The following is a 17,031-nucleotide window of genomic DNA, read 5'->3' as shown; positions in this document are numbered from 1 at the left end:
TCAGTGGTGGCGGAAGCGATGGGTCAGCGCCTGGCCGCGGCGAACGCGCTGCCACGCTCGGCGGCGACCCGCCGGGCGGCGTCGTAGCGGGCCTGCCAGCGCGGCGAGCCCGGGGTCCAGAGGATGACCTGCCAGTGCAGCTCCTCCGGCTCCTGGTCGGCGGCGAGGCCCTGGAGGCGCTTGGGCTGGAGCCACCAGTCGGCCCACACCACCAGTTGCTGGCTCAGTGTGAGCGCCGACGGCAGCGGCCGGCCCCAGATGAAGTAGACGGCGAACGGCGGCCCGAAGTAGAGGACCGACGTCCACATCGACATGCCCAGGAAGGGCAGGAACGCCGAGACCGTGAACAGCGTGACGAGCCAGAGCAGTCCGAAGCCGAAGGCCGCGCCGAGCGCGGGCAGCAGCAGGCCGGGCAGCGGGATGTTGCCCCAGTTCCAGATCCGCTTGGGGCGGTTGACCAGGTCGGTGTGGTCGTAGGCGACCAGCGGCTCCGGCGCCTCCTGGCTCATGTCTGCGAACTCCCCTGCAAGGGACGGCTGTACGGCGGCTGCTGGCGGGTGGTCGGGGCGCGGCCCGTGCCAGGCGTCAGTTGCCGCCGCCGATCTGGGTGCCGAGACCGATGAGCACACCGGCGAGACCGCCGGCGCCGCCGATGATCAGGGCGGCGAGCGCGATCATGCCGAAGCCCTGGAAGGCCTCGCGCATGCCGTCGCCGCGCTTCATCGACAGCAGCATCCGGATGCCGAGGATGAGCAGGGCGATGACGGCGACCATGGTGCCCGCGTTGCGCAGGATCGTCTCGATCTCGCCGAACATGTCGTTCAGCGTCGTACCGGCGGCCAGGTACATGGTGGTTCCTCTCGGGTGGTGACGTGGTCGTGAGTGCTGCGGGATGCGCCGGGGCGTTTCCCGTCAGGGCTTGCCGGGCTGCTTCGCGGACGGCCTGGGGGCGGCCGCGGAGGGCGACGGCGAGGGGGCGGGGGCGGGGGCACCGGACGGGGCGGGGGCCGAGGGGGAGGCCGTCGCGGGGCCGCTGTCGGCGTCGCCGTCGGCCCGGCCGCCCTCCGCGTCGAGGACACCGCCCCGGACGTCCTTGATGAACCAGCCCTGGGCGGTGTTCACCACCGTCATCCGGTAGGCGCGGCGCACCACGACGCCCTTCGCGTCGGTCCAGTCGACGGACACGCGCACCTGGACGGCCTGCCCGGCGTCGTAGCTGTACGGCTTGCTGTTCTGCACGCTCGGCGGCGCCAGCGCGACGACGGCGCCGACCTGCGGGGCGGTCAGCCGCCCGGAGAGGCCGGTGGTCGCCGTCAGCGTGGCGTCCGGGGTGATGAAGCGGGCCATGGCGGTCGTGTCGGAGGCGCCCCAGGCCGTGAAGTAGCCCGGCAGCACCTTCTGCTGGAGCTGCGTGGACAGGGCGTCGTCGACGACCTCCCCGCGCTGGTCCACCTCGGGCACGTCCGCGGCCGCCGGCATCGGCATCTGGCCGACGTCGCCCGCGACCCGCATGCCCTCGCCGGTCTTGAGGTCCTTCACGTACACGGGGACGGTGAGCGTGGTGAGCGTGCCGTCCTCGGAGCGGACCTGCACGCCGATGTAGCGGCCGTGTTCGCCGTACTCGGGAAGCTTCTCGGCGGTGCCGTCCCAGGCGGTGGACACGGCCTTGCCGGAGCCCTCACCGCTCCAGCCGCACTCGGGGTCGACGCCGGCGGAGTTGTACCGCGCGAGTTCGGCCCGCCGGGCGGAGGAGGTGTCCGGCGAGAACGTCATGCACAGCTGGGCGTACTGCTCCGCGAAGGCGGCCGCCCGCTCGGTCGGGAACTCGGTGAGCCGGTACCGGGCGGCGTCGCCGGCGTCCAGGCCCGCGGCGGTGGCGCCGGACGACTTGCCGACCACGAGGCCCATCACGCCGCACGAGCCGAGCGCGAGCGCGCAGACGGTGATGAGGAGGGTGGCGCGCAGGGCGACGTGCGTACGACGCCCACCGCCGGGGATCCGGCCGCCGGGGCGTGGGACGTCGAAGCTGCGGGGCGGGGCGGGCTCGGGGGCGGCGGCCGTGGGGGTGAGGGCGGGAGCGGGTGTGGGGGTGACGGCGGGCGTCTGTGGGCTCACGGCCGCCGCCGACGCGGCCGCGGCAGCCGTAGTGGCCGAGGCCGTCGGCGTCGCGCCGCCCCGCTTGCGCTGCTCCTTCTCCGCCTTCTTCCTCTCGTACGCCGCCTTGCGCTCCGCCCGCTCCCGCTCGCGCTTGTCCTTCTTCGACTCGCCCTGGGGGCGCGTCTCGCGCGGCGGCAGCGACGGTACGGCGGCCTGGCCGGCCCGGGGGGCGTTGCGCACCCAGGCGGCCGCGACCTGGGCGCGGGCCGCGTCGGAGGGGAGTTGCTGCGGCGGGGAGGCCTGCGGGATCTGTGCCGGGGTCTGCCACGCCTGCTGGGGGTCCTGCGCGGACTGCTGGGGCTGCGCCGCGGACTGCTGCTGGGGCTGCTGCTGGGAAGGACCGAAAGACCCGGGCTGCGCCGAAGGCCGGTCTCCGCCGACCGCGCCGGCAGCGCTGTTGTGGTCTGTCATCGAGTCGGTCACTCCAGCGAGTCGGTTCCCCGTCCGTCTGCGCGGGCGTGACCGCACCGCATGACGGGCCCCTGGCCCTGCCAGGTGCGCTGGCAGTGTGGCAAAGACACGTCACGCGACCGCCGCGCTTTTCCCTGCCGGGAGAGCGGGGATTCCCGCCGGGCCGCCGGGAGGAAAGCCGCCGGGAAAGGTGTCAGGAACGCGTCGGGAGAGTGGGGCCGTCGCGCCGGACCGCCCTCGGCCCACAATGCGCTGGGCGCGTCTGTCCGACGTACCCGGCAGCATCCTCTGGCCCCCACGGACCCGGCGAAGGACGAGAGTTGAGCGACCACAGCGGGAACCCGCAGCAGCCCGATCCCCGCGCCGCGGGCATCCCCCGGCAGCCGCAACCGGTCGAGCCGGTCCCGCAGGTCACTCCGGAGCCCGAGCCGCCCCGGGCTTCCCTCACGCCGGCGGCGCCCCAGACCGAGCAGGTCCTCCAGGCCGACCACGCCTGGGTCGACGGCTACGAGCCCGGCAACCCCTGGCAGTCACGGCTGTGCGTGCGGACGCCGTACGGCACCTTCGCCTATCCCCTCACGCCGAACACGATTCCCGAACTGCTCGAACAGATGGTGCTGGTGGCGCAGGAGCAGCAGGGGCTGCCGGTCGGCTTCGACGAGGACCCCGAGCAGGGTCCTGCGGAGGGCCGGGACGACATGGGGGAACCGCAGGAGGCCCCCGGCGTCCACGGCGGCCGCGCCGCGCGTCTGACGGGCTGGGCGGTCGTCCACGACCTGTGGGAACGCGAGGATCCGACCGCGCGGATCGTGATGGGCGCGATCGTGGTGGCGTTGCTGCTGCTCGGTATCTTCCTGACGTGATGGCCTGGTCGAGAGGGGTGGCCATGCTGACGGAGACGACCGGCCGTACGGCTCAGGACCTCGCCGCCGAGCTGGCGGTGCTGCGGGAGGCGGACTGGGCCTCGGTGTGGCCCGGACCCCCCTGGGGGCCCGAGCGCGAGCTGCGGGAGTGGTGCGGGCGGCAGAGGTGGGAACCCCTCGCGTTCGTCAGAGCCGAGCCCGCGCGGCGGGTCGCCGGCAGTGAGTTCCTCCCCGGCGTCGACGTACGCCCCGTCGCCAATTCCGCCGCACCGCGGGGCCCGATGGCGGGTCATGGAGTCCTGAACCCGGCTGCAGCCCTCACCCTGCCGCCGCCCGTCGTCCAGCAGCAGCCCGTGGGAGTCGAACGATGACCGGTAGCGAACCCATCTCCGATGAACCGGAGTTCTTCTTCCCCGACGTGTTCGTCTTCGTTTCCGACTACCTGTCCCAGGTGATCCGCCGCCGCGTCAACGGCTCCTCGGCGACCTGGTGCCCGAAGTGGTGGGAGCACCCCGAGGCCGGCGCCCGCCTCTCCGCGCTCTGGCTGGCCTGGGAGCACCTGCGCCAGGACGCGGCGCTCGGCATGTCGACGTGGTGGCTGCACCACACCGACCCGCACCTGCGCGTGCTGATGGACCCCGACCTGGGCCCCTTCGCAGCCTGCTCCCCGAAAGACGGCCACACGCCCTACCCGTTCGACCCACTGCCGGTGGATCCCCGCCCGGAGTGATCCGCCTCTCCCGGGCTGCCGCCTCCTTTTCCCGGACTTTCCCCGCCGGGAAAGCCCGCGGCTGTCTCGGACCGACGCCCCCTACCGTGTCCCGGTCACCCGCCGTACCGGCTCAGCACAAGGGAGGCGCAAAAGCGTGGACTTGCCTGAGGAGAACAAGCGCACAGGGCTTCTGGCCCTGGGGGTGCTCGGGTTCCTCCTGATCGCCGTGCTCACCGTGTTCACGGTCTTCGACGGGGACGACGGGGACGACGGCGCTGACGCGCACGGCGGTTCGGCCGTGCCCAGCGCCACCGCGGGCCACGACAAGCAGACCTCCGGCGACGCTGGACAGACTCCCGGCAGCGCATCGGCGGGCGCCGCGGTCGCCCCGATCGTGTCCGCCTCCCAGGCCGCCGAGGCCCACGCCGTCATGGTGCGGTACATGGCCGGGCTCACCACGTACAACCACACGAGCCGGCCCGCTGCCTGGAGTGCTCCCCTGCTCGCGCTCACCACGCGGGACACGCGGATGAAGCAGGCGACCGCGTTGCCCACCGGCAAGGAGTGGGCGACCTGCCGAGCCGGACAGTGCTCCTCCGAGGGCGCGGCCGTCGTGGTGCGGGACGCCGTCGTCTCGGCCGACCTGGTGGGCGACAGCGGCCGTTCGATCTCCAGCCTGGTCGAGGTGACGGCCCGGTACACCGTGGGCGGTGAGACCACCGTGGAGTCCAACAAGTGGCTGGTGACGGTCAGGGAGGACAGCGGCGACTGGCTGGTCTCCGGGTTCGACGTCTTCGGCCTCGGCGACGTGGGCGCGTCCGACGACTCGGGGGCGTGAGCCGGCATGGTGGCACCGGCGGTACTCGCCGCAGCCGGCAAGGCCGCGAAGGTCGCCAAGGCGGCCAAGGCCGCGGCTCAGCGCGGTTCCGGGGGACAGGGCGGCGACGGCAACAAGAAAACCAAGTGGCTGTGGCTGCTCGGCGGTGTCGGATGCCTGCCGGTCGCCGGCGTCGGCACCCTCGTCCTGGCCATCCTGGGCGGCCTCGTCGGCGGCGTCGGCGCCGGCGCCGCGGCGGCCGACTGCGGTGACTACTCCGACAACGCGAACGCAGGCAACACCGGTGACGCCGCGGCCACCAACCCGGTCATGCCGGCCGGCAAGATGTACATGCCGAGCGAGACCGCGCGCAACGAGATCCCGCCCAGGATGATCCTCGCGGCGATGCGTGCCGCCGCCCGCTACGACGGCCTCGACTGGACGCTCATCACGGGGCAGATGTACCAGGAGACCAAGTTCGGCCAGGACAAGTCGGCCGCGCCGGGCGGCAGGAACTCCGCCGGATACATGGGCATCCTCCAGTTCGGCACGCCGGCCTGGAAGGACTACGGCGCCGACGGCAACGGCGACGGCAAGAAGGACCTCTACAACATCGACGACGCGGCCTGGGCCGCCGCCAACTTCCTGCACGCCAAGAAGGCCGAGACCGAGCCCTGGAAGGCGCTGCTTACCTACTCCGGCTCCACCGCGTCCAACACGATCTACCCCCGTGTGGTCCTCACCCAGGCCGCCCGCTACCGCGGCACGCTGACCGGCGACCAAGCCCTCATCAAGCGCTGGTACGCGCATCTGAAGGAGACCATCGAGAAGAACCCCGGCTTCCCCACCCTCGGGCAGCAGTCGGACATCCCCGAGCCGATCGGCAACAACGCCCAGCCCGGCTCCGCGCTCAGCATCGCCGCCACCTCACCGCGCTCCTGGTCGACACCGGCGTTGGACGAGGGCGGCGATGGGGAATCCACCACCGCCATGGCTCTGGCCGCGTACTCGGGCGGGACCGGCCGCGTCACCACCGTGTCGTTCGCCGACGAGCCCGCCACGGGCAAGGACTGGCAGTGGCCCATGAAGCAGGGCTCGTACACGGTCGGCACGCCGTACCACAAGAGCGGCCGTATGTGGAGCCTCGGATACCACACCGGGCTCGACCTCGTCGCGCCCTCCGGCACGCCGATCTACGCTCCGGCCGACGGCAAGGTCGTCCACGCGGGCCCCGGCGGCTCGTACGGGAACATGACCAAACTTCAGCACACAGGCGGCGTCATCACCCTCTTCGCCCACCAGACCTCGATCAAGGTGTCCGTGGGCCAGAGCGTCAAACGCGGACAGCAGATCGGGACGGTCGGGGCGACCGGCAACGTCACCGGGCCCCACCTGCACTGGGAGGTGCTGCTTCCCGGTGTCGACAACCCCTTCGTGGGCGGCCGGGACCAGGGCCCGGGCATGGTCGACCCCGACGGGTGGATGCGGGGCAAGGTCACCGCCAACCCCGACTACGGCACGGTCCCCGGCTCCGACGAGGGAGGCAAGGACGCGGAGTACGCCGACTGCGCCGCCGACACCGGCGGCGCGGCCGTGGCCCCGGACGGCGCGGGCGCCTCGGGTGTCCTGCCCGACTCCGACGACCCGGTGATCCGCGCGGTCCTCGGCTGGGCTCAGCGCGGCATCGGCGTCCCCTACGTGTACGGCGCGCCGCGGCTCCAGGGCCGCAACCCGACCAGCTTCGACTGCTCCAGCTTCACGCAGTGGGCTTACTACATGGCCAGCGATGGGAAGATCGACATCGGGACGACGACGCGCAGTCAGGAGCCGTACCTCAAGAAGTACGAGGTGCCGTTGTCCCAGGCCCAGCCCGGTGACGTGATCTTCTTCCGGCCGGAGTCCGACGGGTCCTCGGGCCACGTCGGCCTCGTCTGGGACCCGAAGGGCCACAAGATCCTCCACGCCCCGCGTCCGGGCAAGGCGGTCGAGTTCAGCAAGTGGGACTACCAGGACAAGATCACCGGCGTCTACCGCGTCCCCGTCCCACGGGGCACGAACGCGGTCGAGGGCGACGGCACACAGAACGAAAAGGGAGCATGAAGTCACCGATGAAGCGTCACCTCCTGCACGCCGCGAGCGCCTTCACATGTCTCGGGCTGGTCGCCGGCTGCGGGGGCGGCGATGACACGGCCAAGGCCGGCGCCACCGGGAAGGCGACGCCCAAGGCATCGGCGTCCGCCGTCCCGGGCCCGGTGTACGGGGGCGCCGCGCTGCCGGGCCTGTCCCGCAAGCCCGTATGGGCTGTGAAGACCGGTGCCGTGAAGGGCTGCCCGGGGGACCCGGTGCAGCGGGCCACGAGCCGGGTCGTCGGGGACAAGGCGCAGACCTGTGTGCTCGGAGACGCCGTCGTCCTCACCGAGGACACCACGACGTACCCCGACAACACGGGCGGAACGCCGGAGGAGTACCGCTTCCGGGCCCGCCTGTTCGACGCGGCAACGGGCCGGGAACGCACGTCGGTCGAGGTCGAGATCCCCGGCAGCGGCTGGTCGAGCGAACGGGACCTCGTCCCCGCCGAGTTCTTCCAGATCAGCCAGTGGAAGGACGGCACACCGGCACGAGCGACGGCCACACTGTGATGGCGACGAGTGAGGGCGTCTTCGTCTTCGCCCCGGACAAGGCCTGACCGCGCCCCGGAAGACCCGCACACCCCACCCCCAGAAAGGCCAGCCCCACCGGTGAGTGCTGAGCAGCAGAAGAAGCCTCGGGCCGAGGACGACTGGACTCTCGAGATCGTCATCGTCGTCGCGATCGTCCTCCTGTGCGGCGCCGGCGCCTGGCTGGCCGCCGAGGTGGGGGCGTCGTACGCCGACGCGCCCGCGCCGCCCTCGAACCCGCTGTCGTTCCTCGTGGCCGTCGTCAAGGGCGACTACAGCTGGCCGGGTTCGGCGGCCAGTGCCGTCGCCGCCGGGGAGGCCGTGCTGGTCGGCGTGCTGGTGCTCGCCGCGTACCGGGTGCGGCAGCGGATCCGGAACAAGCCCGGCGTGGACGGCGCGGCCCGGCACCTCGCGCGCGGCGAGGAGCTCGGCAAGCTCACCATGAAGGGCGCGGCGGCCACCGCCGAGCGGCTCGGGGTGCGGGCGGGCACGCCCGGCGTGTTCATCGGGCGGTCCGTGAAGGGCCGGCAGCCGCTGTTCGGGTCGTACGAGGACATGCACGTCGACATCTGGGGACCGCGGACCGGCAAGACCACCCGGCGGGCGATCCCCGCGATCCTCGACGGGCCGGGCGCGGTGCTCGTCACCTCCAACAAGCGGGACGTCGTGGACGCGACGCGCGGCCCGCGCAGCGCCCGCGGTCCGGTCTGGGTGTTCGACCCGCAGCAGGTCGCCGCCGAGCCGCCGAGCTGGTACTGGAACCCGCTGACGTACGTCACCGACGTCGCCAAGGCCCGCAGGATGGCCGACCACTTCGCGAGCGGGTCGCGGGACGCGAACGCCTCCACCGACGCCTTCTTCGACCCCGCCGGCCAGGACCTGCTGGCCAACCTGCTGCTCGCCGCGGCCTGTGCGAAGGCGCCGATCACCCAGATCTACACCTGGCTGTCCAACCCCAAGGACGACACCCCGGAGCGGATCCTGCGCGGCGCCGGGCACACCATGTCCGCCGACGGTTTCGCCGGCGTCGTGAGCGCCCCCGACAAGCAGCGCAGCGGCATCTACGGCGTCGCCCAGCAGATGGCGTCCTGCCTGGTCGACCCGGAGGTCAACCGCTGGGTGACCCCGCCCGCCGACCCGCACGCGCCGCAGTTCGACCCGCACGCCTTCGTCCGCACCGGCGGCACCCTGTACTCGCTCTCCCGGGAGGGGCGCGACTCCGCGGGGCCGCTCGTGACCGCGCTCACGGTCGCCGTCGTCGAGGCCGCCGAGGAGTACGCCACCGCCCAGCGCGGCGGCCGGCTCCCGCTGCCGCTGGTCGGCGTGCTCGACGAGGCCGCCAACGTGTGCCGCTGGCGCTCCCTGCCCGACCTGTACTCCCACTACGGCTCGCGCGGCATCATCCTGATGACGATCCTGCAGTCCTGGGCGCAGGGCATCGAGGTGTGGGGCGAGCGCGGCATGGAGAAGCTGTGGTCGGCCGCGAACGTGCGCGTCTACGGCGGCGGCGTCTCCGACACCCGGTTCCTCGGTGATCTGAGCGAACTGGCGGGCGAGTTCGACCTGCGCGAGTACCAGACGAGCCGTGAGTCGGAGTTCGGCGGCTGGTCCGGCAACCGTACGGTCAGTGAGTCCACGCGTCGTGAACGCGTCCTCGGGGTCTCCGATCTCGGTGCGATGCCCCCGGGGCGGGCCCTGGTGCTGGCGTCCGGTATCAAGCCGGTGTTGGTGGAGACGATCCCGTGGTGGGAGGGGGCGTACGCCGCCGAGGTGCAGGCGTCGCTGAAGAAGCACGACCCCGGGGCGCGTTGAGATCCGCGCCGGGGCGAGTTGAGGAAGCGCCCCTGTGAAGTGCGCGGTTCTTCGCCCGTTCGTGACGTGCCCTCCGTGTCGTCTCCATGTGTCTTCACATGCTGAGCGGAGGGTGATGTTGTTACTTCGTTAAGTAGTTTGGCTTGACGTCGACGGTCGCCGCCGCGTTGTCTTTTCAGACACCTGGGTCAGCATGTCGCACCCGATGTCCGGAACGCACCTGAAGTGAGCCCCCGAATGCGTCGTATCGCCATAGCCGTGGTTGCCTCCACGCTGTCCCTCTCGCTCGCCGGCTGCGGCATGCTGGGCGCGACGGAGGAAGCGGGCGAGGCGACACCGACCAAGGGTGACGACCTCACCGTGGGCCTGCTCATGCCGGAGGAGACGAACACCCGCTACGAGCAGTTCGACTACCCCATCATCAAGTCCAAGGTCGCCGAACTCACCAACAACAAGGGCAGCATTCAGTACGCCAACGCGAACGCCAAGAACTCCACCCAGGTCACCCAGATGGAGCGGATGATCGAGGACAAGGTCGACGTCATCCTGCTGGACGCCGTCGACTCCAAGGCGATCGCGAGCACGGTGAAGAAGGCCAAGGACGCGGGCATCCCCGTCATCGCCTACGACCGCCTGGCCCAGGGCCCGATCGACGCGTACGTCTCCTTCGACAACGAGCTCGTCGGCGAGGTCCAGGGCCGCACCCTGGTGGAGGCCCTGGGGGCGGCCGACCTCAGTGACCAGATCGTCATGATGAACGGCTCGCCCACCGACCCGAACTCCGCCCAGTTCAAGCAGGGCGCGTTGTCGGAGCTGAACGGCCGGGTGAAGATCAGCGAGTCCTTCGACACCAAGGACTGGGACCCGAAGGAAGCCAAGGCCAACATGGACAAGGCGATCTCCAGGATGGGCGCGAGCAAGATCGCCGCTGTGTACTCCGCCAACGACGCCATGGCCGGCGCCGTCATCAAGGCGCTGAAGGCGGCGGGCGTCAGCGACGACGACATGCCCCCGGTCACCGGCCAGGACGCGGAACTCCCGGCCGTGCAGCGGATCGTCAGCGGCGAGCAGTACATGAGCGTCTACAAGCCCTACCCGCAGATGGCGGCTGCCGCCGCGGCGATGGCCGTCGCCAAGGTCCGGGGCCGTGACCTCCAGTTCGAGTCCCTGACCCGCGACACGGTCGACAGCCCCACCGACAAGGGCATCCGGGCCAACCTGGTCCCCGTGGTCGCGCTGACGAAGAGCAACATCAAGAGCACCGTCATCGAGGACGGCATCTACAAGGTGTCCGACATCTGCACCTCGGAGTACAAGTCCGCCTGCAACTCCATCGGCCTGAAGTAACCCACCTGGGCTCGGCGACAACGGCAGGGGGCACGCACACCGCGTGCCCCCTGCCGTTGTTGCGGAGCCGGTCCGGGCCGCGCATAGTTGCGCTGCGGAAGTCAGGCGCACAAGCGCCGGCGGCACCGGCACCGACACCTGCGGCGCCGACGGCCGCGGGCAGCGGGGGTGGGACGGGCGATGGCCGGGCACGGGGCGCAGGACCATCCGCACGGCGCCGACCGGCTGTGCGAGGCGGGGGACCGTGTGTACTCCCGGGCCGTGCGCCGAGGCCGGGTGCCGCGCGGTGACGCCGAGCAGGTGCCCTGTCTGCTGGAGCTGGCCCTGCTCCACCCGGACCCCGACGACATGGACTGGCTGGTGCCGACCTCCCCGCAGGAGGTCATGACCCGGCTGCTGCACGGCCTCTACGACGAGGTGAGCGCGAGCCGGCGGCGGATGGGCACGGCGGTCGCCGCGTTCGAGCGGTACGCGGGCCTCGGCGGGCCGGCGCCGTCCGCCGCCGTCGCCGAGGGCGCGGCGATCCGCGTCCTGGACGGCGACGCACGCATCCAGGCGGCCCTGGACCAGGCGACCGGGGCGTGCACCACGGAGGTGCTGACCGTCCAGCCGGGCGGCATCCGGCGCGAGCACGAACTGTCCGAGGGGCTGCACCGGGCGCTCGCGCTGCGCGGCCGTGGCGTGCGCATGCGCGACCTGTACACGCATGTGGCCCGGCACGGTCAAGGGCTGTTGAACTACCTGGAGTTGATGGGCCCGGCGGTGGAGGCCCGCACGCTCGACGAGGTCATCGACCGGCTGATCCTCTTCGACCGCACGGTCGCCTTCATCCCCGCCAACGCCGACCGCACCATGGCGCTTGAGCTGCGCCACCCGGCGCTGATCGCCTACCTGGTCACCGTGTTCGAGCGGCTGTGGCGGCTGGCGATCCCGCTGACCGCGCCGCTGCCCGACACCCGTATCGAGGGCGTCTCGCACCGGGAGCAGTCCATCGCGGCGCTCCTCGCGGAGGGGCACCAGGACGCGGTGATCGCGGAGCGCCTCGGCATCAGCGTCCGCACCTGCCGGGCGCACATCGCCCGCCTCTCGGAGACCCTGGGCGCGGCGAGCCGTACCCAACTGGGCGTGCGCATCGCACAGGTCGGCCTGGACAAGCCGCTCGGCGGGGCGGCGCCGCCCCCGGCGGGGATCAGTCCTCGCGCTCCAGGATCCCCGACTGGGCGATGAGGAAGCCGAGTTGGGCGCGGCTGCCGCTGCCGAGGATCGCCGCGAGCTTGGCGATGTGGGCGCGGCAGGTGCGTACGTTCATGCCGAGGCGGCGGGCGATGGCCTCGTCGACGTGGCCCTCGACGAGGAGCTTGGCGATGGAGTACTGGATGTCGGTGATGCCGCCGGGGTCCGTCTCGTAGGGGGCGCCGGCGCTCAGCGGGACCGCGCGGGCCCACATGAACTCGAAGACCTTCACCAGGTAGCGGACGAGGCCGGGGTGGCGCAGCTCCAGGGCGACCTGCTGGTCGTCGCGGGCGGGGATGAAGGCGACGGTCTCGTCGCAGACGATGAGGCGCTCCACCACCTCGGCGATCGTGCGGTACTCGACCTTGCCGTTGGCCAGTTGGGCCACGTACCCCAGTTTCTCCGGGCTGTGGCGGGCGGTGTGCTGGTAGAGGGTGCGGATGCGCACCCCGCGCTCGATCATGGGGCGGTCGCGTTCGAGGCCCAGGGCGAGGCTGCGCTCGGAGAAGCGGTCGTCGCTGGGCTGGATGGTGAGCATCTCCGAACGGCACTGGCCGGTGGCGAGGTTGAGGGCCTCGTTGATGCGGGCGGCGCCTTCCAGCACGGTGATGGAGTGGTCGGTGGTGGCGGACTGGGCGCTCAGGGCGAGGAACGGCTCGAAGACGTCCGCGAGTTCGACGGACAGCCGGCGGCGTTCGTTGATCTCCTGCTCGATGGGGTGCAGCCGCTGGGCGAGCGCGACGCTGGGCGGAACCGGACGCAGCCAGTCGGCGTCGTCGGGGTCGGGGACGAGCAGGGCGAGGTCCACCAGGCAAGGCGCGGACTCCGCGTCCACACGGGCGACCCTCCCCGTGCGCAGGGCGTTGGCGTAAAGTCGGCCACCTTCCTCGCACAGTTGGGTCACCGCATGGGGATGCGTTGCTTTGGTCCGGTTTGCCACGAGATCTCCACCCCCCAGGGTCCTGAACATGCAGGAACATGATGCATCGATCCTGTGGTCATGACGTGCCCGAATGAGCCATCGTCTTTACCGACGGGGGAAGAGGAGACTTTCAAGTGAGGACGAGGCCGACCATGTGCCACAAAATGCTTCGCTCGGTACTTGTTGCCGCCCTCTCCGCCGTGGTGGCCATCGGGGTGCTGAGCGCCCGTTCCGACGTGAAGGACGAGGTGACGGCGGACAGCCACTGGCCGCAGTCCGCCACGACCGTCACGCTGGCGGACAGTCACTGGCCGGCGGCTCCCGTCGCGGGGCCGGCTCCCGAGGAACCGACGTCCGGCACGGCGGACGGATCCGGAGCCTGATGTGACCACTCCACCCGACGACCGCTCCTTCCGTCGCGAGATGGCCACGGCCTACCGCTCCGGCTGGCACTTCATCGACCTGGTCACCGCGATCCCGCACAGCGGCGACTCGCTGATGGTGGCCGTCTTCGGAGAGCCGGTCGTGGTGACGCGGGACGAGGAGGGCGACGTACGGGCGTACAAGTGCCTGCGGCGGCCTCGGGGGGCGCCGCAGCCCGTGAGATGTGCCATCCGGTACGGAATGATCTTCGTGAACCTGGATCAGCGCGACCACCAGCTGGCCGAGCCGGCCGGTCCGGCCGCCTCCAGGACAGTTTCAGCCACCCCCCGCAGTGCCTGACGCGATTCCCCCGTCGTAACAGATCGCTCAGGTACTTCCCCCCGCAGCGGCGTCACCGTGACCTGAACACGGTGACGCCGCTGCAGTTTCCGGCGATATTTCCGGACCTGTGCGGACGCGACGACGATCCGGCAGTGGCCGGAAACCACCCACACGATTCGGTCACACGCCCACCGAACGACAAACGGCCCGCTCCGCGGGTTTCCGGGACCTCAGCCCTTCCCCATCGCTCGGGTCAGCTTGATCTCGATCACCGCGCGTGTGGGGTTCGGGCGGGGCGGGTGGCCGTAGCGCTCCTCGTAGCGGGTCTCCGCGTCCTTGACGCGCTCCGGGTCGGTGTGGACGAAGGCGCGGCCCTCCAGGGTGGCCCAGCGGCGGCCGTCCACCTGGCAGACGGCGACGCGCGCGCCCTCGGGGCCGGCCGCCAGCACGTTGCGCACCTTCCGGCTCGCCCGGTCGGCGATCACCCGAGCCGTTCGCCCCTCGGGGTCGTATGTCACTCCGACGGGCACCACGTGCGGTGAGCCGTCGGGGCGGGGCGTGGTCAGCGTGCACACGTGCCGTTCCCGCCAGAAGGCGAGGTACGGCGCGTCGGGAGAGCCCGGGTCCTGGGGGTATGCGGCCATGGTGGGGAACTTAGCGGCCGTGCGGCGCCCGTCCGCGCCTTGAGTGGACTAGACTCAAGTTTGTGTACGTCGTGTGAGTCAGGTGCTGACGGCTGACGCAAGGAGGAGACAGCGAACGTGGACGCCGAGCTGACCAACCGGAGCCGGGACGCGATCCAGGCGGCCGGCAACCGGGCCCTGTCCGGGGGCCACCCCGATCTGACCCCCGCCCACCTGCTCCTGGCTCTCCTGGAGGGCCAGGACAACGAGAACATCGTCGATCTGCTCGCCGCCGTGGACGCCGACCAGGCAGCCGTGCGGGCCGGCGCGGAGAAGGTGCTCGGCTCGCTGCCCAGCGTGGCCGGCTCCACCGTCGCGCCCCCGCAGCCCAACCGCGAGCTGCTCGCCGTGATCGCCGACGCGCAGGCGCGCGCCAGGGACCTCGGGGACGAGTACCTGTCGACCGAGCACCTGCTCATGGGCATCGCCGCCAAGGGCGGCCAGGCCGCCGAGGTGCTTTCCAGGCAGGGGGCCACCCCGAAGAAGCTGGTGGACGCCTTCCAGAAGGCCCGCGGTGGGCGCCGGGTGACCACCGCCGACCCCGAGGGGCAGTACAAGGCGCTGGAGAAGTTCGGGACCGACTTCACCGCCGCCGCGCGCGAGGGCAAGCTCGACCCCGTCATCGGGCGTGACACCGAGATCCGGCGCGTGGTGCAGGTGCTCTCCCGCCGCACCAAGAACAATCCCGTCCTGATCGGCGAACCGGGCGTCGGCAAGACCGCCGTCGTCGAGGGCCTCGCCCAGCGGATCGTCAAGGGCGACGTGCCCGAGTCGCTGAAGAACAAGCGGCTCGTCGCGCTCGACCTGGGCGCGATGGTGGCCGGTGCCAAGTACCGCGGCGAGTTCGAGGAGCGGCTGAAGACCGTCCTGGCCGAGATCAAGGACTCGGACGGGCAGATCATCACCTTCATCGACGAGCTGCACACCGTCGTGGGCGCCGGCGCGGGCGGCGACTCCGCCATGGACGCGGGCAACATGCTCAAGCCCATGCTGGCCCGCGGCGAGCTGCGCATGGTCGGCGCGACCACCCTCGACGAGTACCGCGAGCGGATCGAGAAGGACCCGGCGCTGGAGCGCCGCTTCCAGCAGGTGCTGGTGGCGGAGCCGACCGTCGAGGACACCATCGCCATCCTGCGCGGTCTCAAGGGCCGCTACGAGGCGCACCACAAGGTGCAGATCGCCGACAGCGCGCTCGTCGCCGCCGCCACCCTCTCCGACCGGTACATCACCTCCCGCTTCCTGCCCGACAAGGCCATCGACCTCGTCGACGAGGCCGCCTCCCGGCTGCGCATGGAGATCGACTCGTCCCCCGTCGAGATCGACGAACTCCAGCGCGCCGTGGACCGGTTGAAGATGGAGGAGCTGGCCCTCGACAAGGAGACCGACCCGGCCTCCCGGGAGCGTCTGGAGAAACTGCGCCGCGACCTCGCCGACAAGGAAGAGGAGTTGCGCGGTCTCAACGCCCGCTGGGAGAAGGAGAAGCAGTCCCTCAACCGGGTCGGCGAGCTGAAGGAGAAGCTCGACGAACTGCGCGGCCAGGCCGAACGCGCCCAGCGGGACGGCGACTTCGACACCGCCAGCAAACTGCTCTACGGCGAGATCCCTTCCCTGGAACGCGACTTGGAAGCCGCCTCCGAGGCCGAGGAAGAGGCCGCCAAGGACACCATGGTCAAGGAGGAGGTCGGCAGCGACGACATCGCCGACGTGGTCGCCTCCTGGACGGGCATCCCGGCCGGCCGGCTGCTGGAGGGCGAGACGCAGAAGCTGCTGCGCATGGAGGACGAGCTCGGCAAGCGCCTCATCGGCCAGACCGAGGCCGTGCGCGCGGTGAGCGACGCCGTGCGCCGCTCGCGCGCCGGGATCGCCGATCCCGACCGGCCCACCGGTTCGTTCCTCTTCCTCGGCCCGACCGGCGTCGGCAAGACCGAACTGGCCAAGGCGCTCGCCGACTTCCTCTTCGACGACGAGCGGGCCATGGTCCGCATCGACATGTCGGAGTACGGCGAGAAGCACAGCGTCGCCCGCCTGGTCGGCGCCCCGCCCGGCTACGTCGGCTACGAGGAGGGCGGCCAGCTGACGGAGGCGGTGCGCCGCAGGCCGTACAGCGTCGTCCTGCTCGACGAGGTGGAGAAGGCGCACCCGGAGGTCTTCGACATCCTGCTCCAGGTGCTCGACGACGGCCGGCTGACCGACGGGCAGGGCCGCACGGTCGACTTCCGCAACGTCATCCTGGTGCTGACCTCCAACCTGGGCAGCCAGTTCCTCATCGACCCGCTCACCAGCGAGGCGGAGAAGAAGGAACAGGTCCTGGAGGTGGTCCGTACCTCCTTCAAGCCGGAGTTCCTCAACCGGCTCGACGACCTGGTCGTCTTCTCGGCGCTGTCCAAGGACGAGCTGAGCCGGATCGCCAGGCTCCAGATCGACCGGCTGGCCAAGCGGCTGGCCGAACGCAGGCTCACCCTGGAGGTCACCGACGCGGCCCTGGCCTGGCTCGCCGACGAGGGCAACGACCCGGCCTACGGCGCCCGCCCGCTGCGCCGGCTGGTCCAGACGGCCATCGGCGACCGTCTCGCCAAGGAGATCCTGTCCGGCGAGGTCAAGGACGGTGACACGGTCCGCGTGGACGCCTTCGGCGAGGGCCTCATCGTGGGCCCCGCGACGGGTCCGGCGACAGGTGCCGAGACGGGTCCCGCGACGGGAAAGACGGTGTAG

Annotated in this window: 17 protein-coding genes; 12 read left to right on the top strand and 5 right to left on the bottom strand. The window is 71.4% G+C overall.

Annotated elements, in window-relative coordinates; all coding sequences use genetic code 11:
- Window positions 1-23: 23 nt before the first annotated feature.
- From ACIOC0_RS08035 to ACIOC0_RS08025, 3 genes are all read right to left on the bottom strand, one after another.
- Entirely contained in the window at window positions 24-509 is a 486-nt protein-coding gene (locus ACIOC0_RS08035) for a hypothetical protein (RefSeq protein ID WP_402153626.1), read from the bottom strand.
- Window positions 510-585: 76 nt separating this feature from the next.
- On the bottom strand, window positions 586-849 hold the full coding sequence (locus ACIOC0_RS08030) for a hypothetical protein (RefSeq protein ID WP_130438683.1): 264 nt from the start codon (window positions 847-849) through the stop codon (window positions 586-588).
- A 63-nt stretch (window positions 850-912) separates the two neighbouring features.
- Window positions 913-2,568, bottom strand: coding sequence for a conjugal transfer protein (locus ACIOC0_RS08025; RefSeq protein WP_402153624.1), 1,656 nt, complete (start codon window positions 2,566-2,568; stop codon window positions 913-915).
- Window positions 2,569-2,888: 320 nt separating this feature from the next.
- Between ACIOC0_RS08025 and ACIOC0_RS08020 the strand changes: the two genes are divergently transcribed.
- From ACIOC0_RS08020 to ACIOC0_RS07980, 9 genes are all read left to right on the top strand, one after another.
- Window positions 2,889-3,431: a hypothetical protein gene (locus ACIOC0_RS08020; RefSeq protein WP_402153622.1), complete on the top strand. Its 543-nt coding sequence runs from the start codon at window positions 2,889-2,891 to the stop codon at window positions 3,429-3,431.
- Between the two features lie 23 nt (window positions 3,432-3,454).
- Window positions 3,455-3,802, top strand: a complete 348-nt coding sequence (locus tag ACIOC0_RS08015; protein WP_402153620.1) for a hypothetical protein — start codon at window positions 3,455-3,457, stop codon at window positions 3,800-3,802.
- Entirely contained in the window at window positions 3,799-4,161 is a 363-nt protein-coding gene (locus tag ACIOC0_RS08010) for a DUF4913 domain-containing protein (protein ID WP_402153618.1), read from the top strand. The genes ACIOC0_RS08015 and ACIOC0_RS08010 overlap by 4 nt, the downstream gene beginning before the upstream one ends.
- Window positions 4,162-4,297: 136 nt before the next feature.
- The gene (locus ACIOC0_RS08005) at window positions 4,298-4,981 is read left to right on the top strand and encodes a hypothetical protein (RefSeq protein WP_402153616.1); all 684 of its coding nucleotides are present in this window, start codon (window positions 4,298-4,300) and stop codon (window positions 4,979-4,981) included.
- 6 nt (window positions 4,982-4,987) lie between these two features.
- Window positions 4,988-7,060 (top strand): peptidoglycan DD-metalloendopeptidase family protein, encoded by a 2,073-nt coding sequence (locus tag ACIOC0_RS08000; RefSeq protein WP_402153614.1) that lies wholly within the window; start codon window positions 4,988-4,990, stop codon window positions 7,058-7,060.
- Between the two features lie 8 nt (window positions 7,061-7,068).
- Window positions 7,069-7,599, top strand: coding sequence for a hypothetical protein (locus ACIOC0_RS07995; RefSeq protein WP_402153612.1), 531 nt, complete (start codon window positions 7,069-7,071; stop codon window positions 7,597-7,599).
- A gap of 99 nt (window positions 7,600-7,698) precedes the next feature.
- Window positions 7,699-9,429, top strand: coding sequence for a type IV secretory system conjugative DNA transfer family protein (locus ACIOC0_RS07990; RefSeq protein ID WP_402153610.1), 1,731 nt, complete (start codon window positions 7,699-7,701; stop codon window positions 9,427-9,429).
- Window positions 9,430-9,666: 237 nt separating this feature from the next.
- Window positions 9,667-10,776 carry a sugar ABC transporter substrate-binding protein gene (locus tag ACIOC0_RS07985; RefSeq protein ID WP_402153608.1) on the top strand — a complete coding sequence of 370 codons (1,110 nt, stop codon included), beginning with the start codon at window positions 9,667-9,669 and terminating at the stop codon, window positions 10,774-10,776.
- Window positions 10,777-10,956: 180 nt separating this feature from the next.
- Window positions 10,957-12,003 (top strand): LuxR C-terminal-related transcriptional regulator, encoded by a 1,047-nt coding sequence (locus tag ACIOC0_RS07980; protein WP_402153606.1) that lies wholly within the window; start codon window positions 10,957-10,959, stop codon window positions 12,001-12,003.
- On the opposite strand, the gene ACIOC0_RS07975 is transcribed toward ACIOC0_RS07980, so the two are convergent.
- A complete protein-coding gene (locus ACIOC0_RS07975) occupies window positions 11,966-12,979 on the bottom strand; it encodes a helix-turn-helix transcriptional regulator (RefSeq protein WP_352244737.1) in 1,014 nt (337 codons plus the stop codon). The two genes, ACIOC0_RS07980 and ACIOC0_RS07975, sit on opposite strands and share 38 nt — an antisense overlap.
- A 116-nt stretch (window positions 12,980-13,095) precedes the next feature.
- Between ACIOC0_RS07975 and ACIOC0_RS07970 the strand changes: the two genes are divergently transcribed.
- Together ACIOC0_RS07970 and ACIOC0_RS07965 are read left to right on the top strand one after the other, a co-directional pair.
- On the top strand, window positions 13,096-13,314 hold the full coding sequence (locus tag ACIOC0_RS07970) for a hypothetical protein (RefSeq protein ID WP_402153604.1): 219 nt from the start codon (window positions 13,096-13,098) through the stop codon (window positions 13,312-13,314).
- A 1-nt stretch (window position 13,315) separates the two neighbouring features.
- Window positions 13,316-13,654, top strand: a complete 339-nt coding sequence (locus ACIOC0_RS07965; protein ID WP_130438661.1) for a hypothetical protein — start codon at window positions 13,316-13,318, stop codon at window positions 13,652-13,654.
- A gap of 212 nt (window positions 13,655-13,866) precedes the next feature.
- On the opposite strand, the gene ACIOC0_RS07960 is transcribed toward ACIOC0_RS07965, so the two are convergent.
- On the bottom strand, window positions 13,867-14,280 hold the full coding sequence (locus tag ACIOC0_RS07960; protein WP_130438659.1) for a pyridoxamine 5'-phosphate oxidase family protein: 414 nt from the start codon (window positions 14,278-14,280) through the stop codon (window positions 13,867-13,869).
- Window positions 14,281-14,397: 117 nt separating this feature from the next.
- On the opposite strand from ACIOC0_RS07960, the gene clpB reads away from it, so the two are divergent.
- A complete protein-coding gene (clpB, locus tag ACIOC0_RS07955) occupies window positions 14,398-17,031 on the top strand; it encodes an ATP-dependent chaperone ClpB (RefSeq protein WP_402153602.1) in 2,634 nt (877 codons plus the stop codon).

Origin of the sequence: Streptomyces sp. NPDC088254 (assembly GCF_044740925.1) — a bacterium.
In the GTDB taxonomy this organism is placed as follows: Bacteria; Actinomycetota; Actinomycetes; order Streptomycetales; family Streptomycetaceae; genus Streptomyces.
This window is presented reverse-complemented; position numbering and strand designations above follow the sequence as displayed.

Bases quoted from the DNA above. Each gene is read 5' to 3' on its own strand.
- ACIOC0_RS08035 (WP_402153626.1), bottom strand. From the start codon at position 509: ATGAGCCAGGAGGCGCCGGAGCCGCTGGTCGCCTACGACCACACCGAC.
- ACIOC0_RS08030 (WP_130438683.1), bottom strand. From the start codon at position 849: ATGTACCTGGCCGCCGGTACGACGCTGAACGACATGTTCGGCGAGATC.
- ACIOC0_RS08025 (WP_402153624.1), bottom strand. From the start codon at position 2,568: ATGACAGACCACAACAGCGCTGCCGGCGCGGTCGGCGGAGACCGGCCT.
- ACIOC0_RS08015 (WP_402153620.1), top strand. From the start codon at position 3,455: ATGCTGACGGAGACGACCGGCCGTACGGCTCAGGACCTCGCCGCCGAG.
- ACIOC0_RS08010 (WP_402153618.1), top strand. From the start codon at position 3,799: ATGACCGGTAGCGAACCCATCTCCGATGAACCGGAGTTCTTCTTCCCC.
- ACIOC0_RS08000 (WP_402153614.1), top strand. From the start codon at position 4,988: ATGGTGGCACCGGCGGTACTCGCCGCAGCCGGCAAGGCCGCGAAGGTC.
- ACIOC0_RS07995 (WP_402153612.1), top strand. From the start codon at position 7,069: ATGAAGCGTCACCTCCTGCACGCCGCGAGCGCCTTCACATGTCTCGGG.
- ACIOC0_RS07985 (WP_402153608.1), top strand. From the start codon at position 9,667: ATGCGTCGTATCGCCATAGCCGTGGTTGCCTCCACGCTGTCCCTCTCG.
- ACIOC0_RS07980 (WP_402153606.1), top strand. From the start codon at position 10,957: ATGGCCGGGCACGGGGCGCAGGACCATCCGCACGGCGCCGACCGGCTG.
- ACIOC0_RS07975 (WP_352244737.1), bottom strand. From the start codon at position 12,979: ATGTTCAGGACCCTGGGGGGTGGAGATCTCGTGGCAAACCGGACCAAA.
- ACIOC0_RS07970 (WP_402153604.1), top strand. From the start codon at position 13,096: ATGCTTCGCTCGGTACTTGTTGCCGCCCTCTCCGCCGTGGTGGCCATC.
- ACIOC0_RS07960 (WP_130438659.1), bottom strand. From the start codon at position 14,280: ATGGCCGCATACCCCCAGGACCCGGGCTCTCCCGACGCGCCGTACCTC.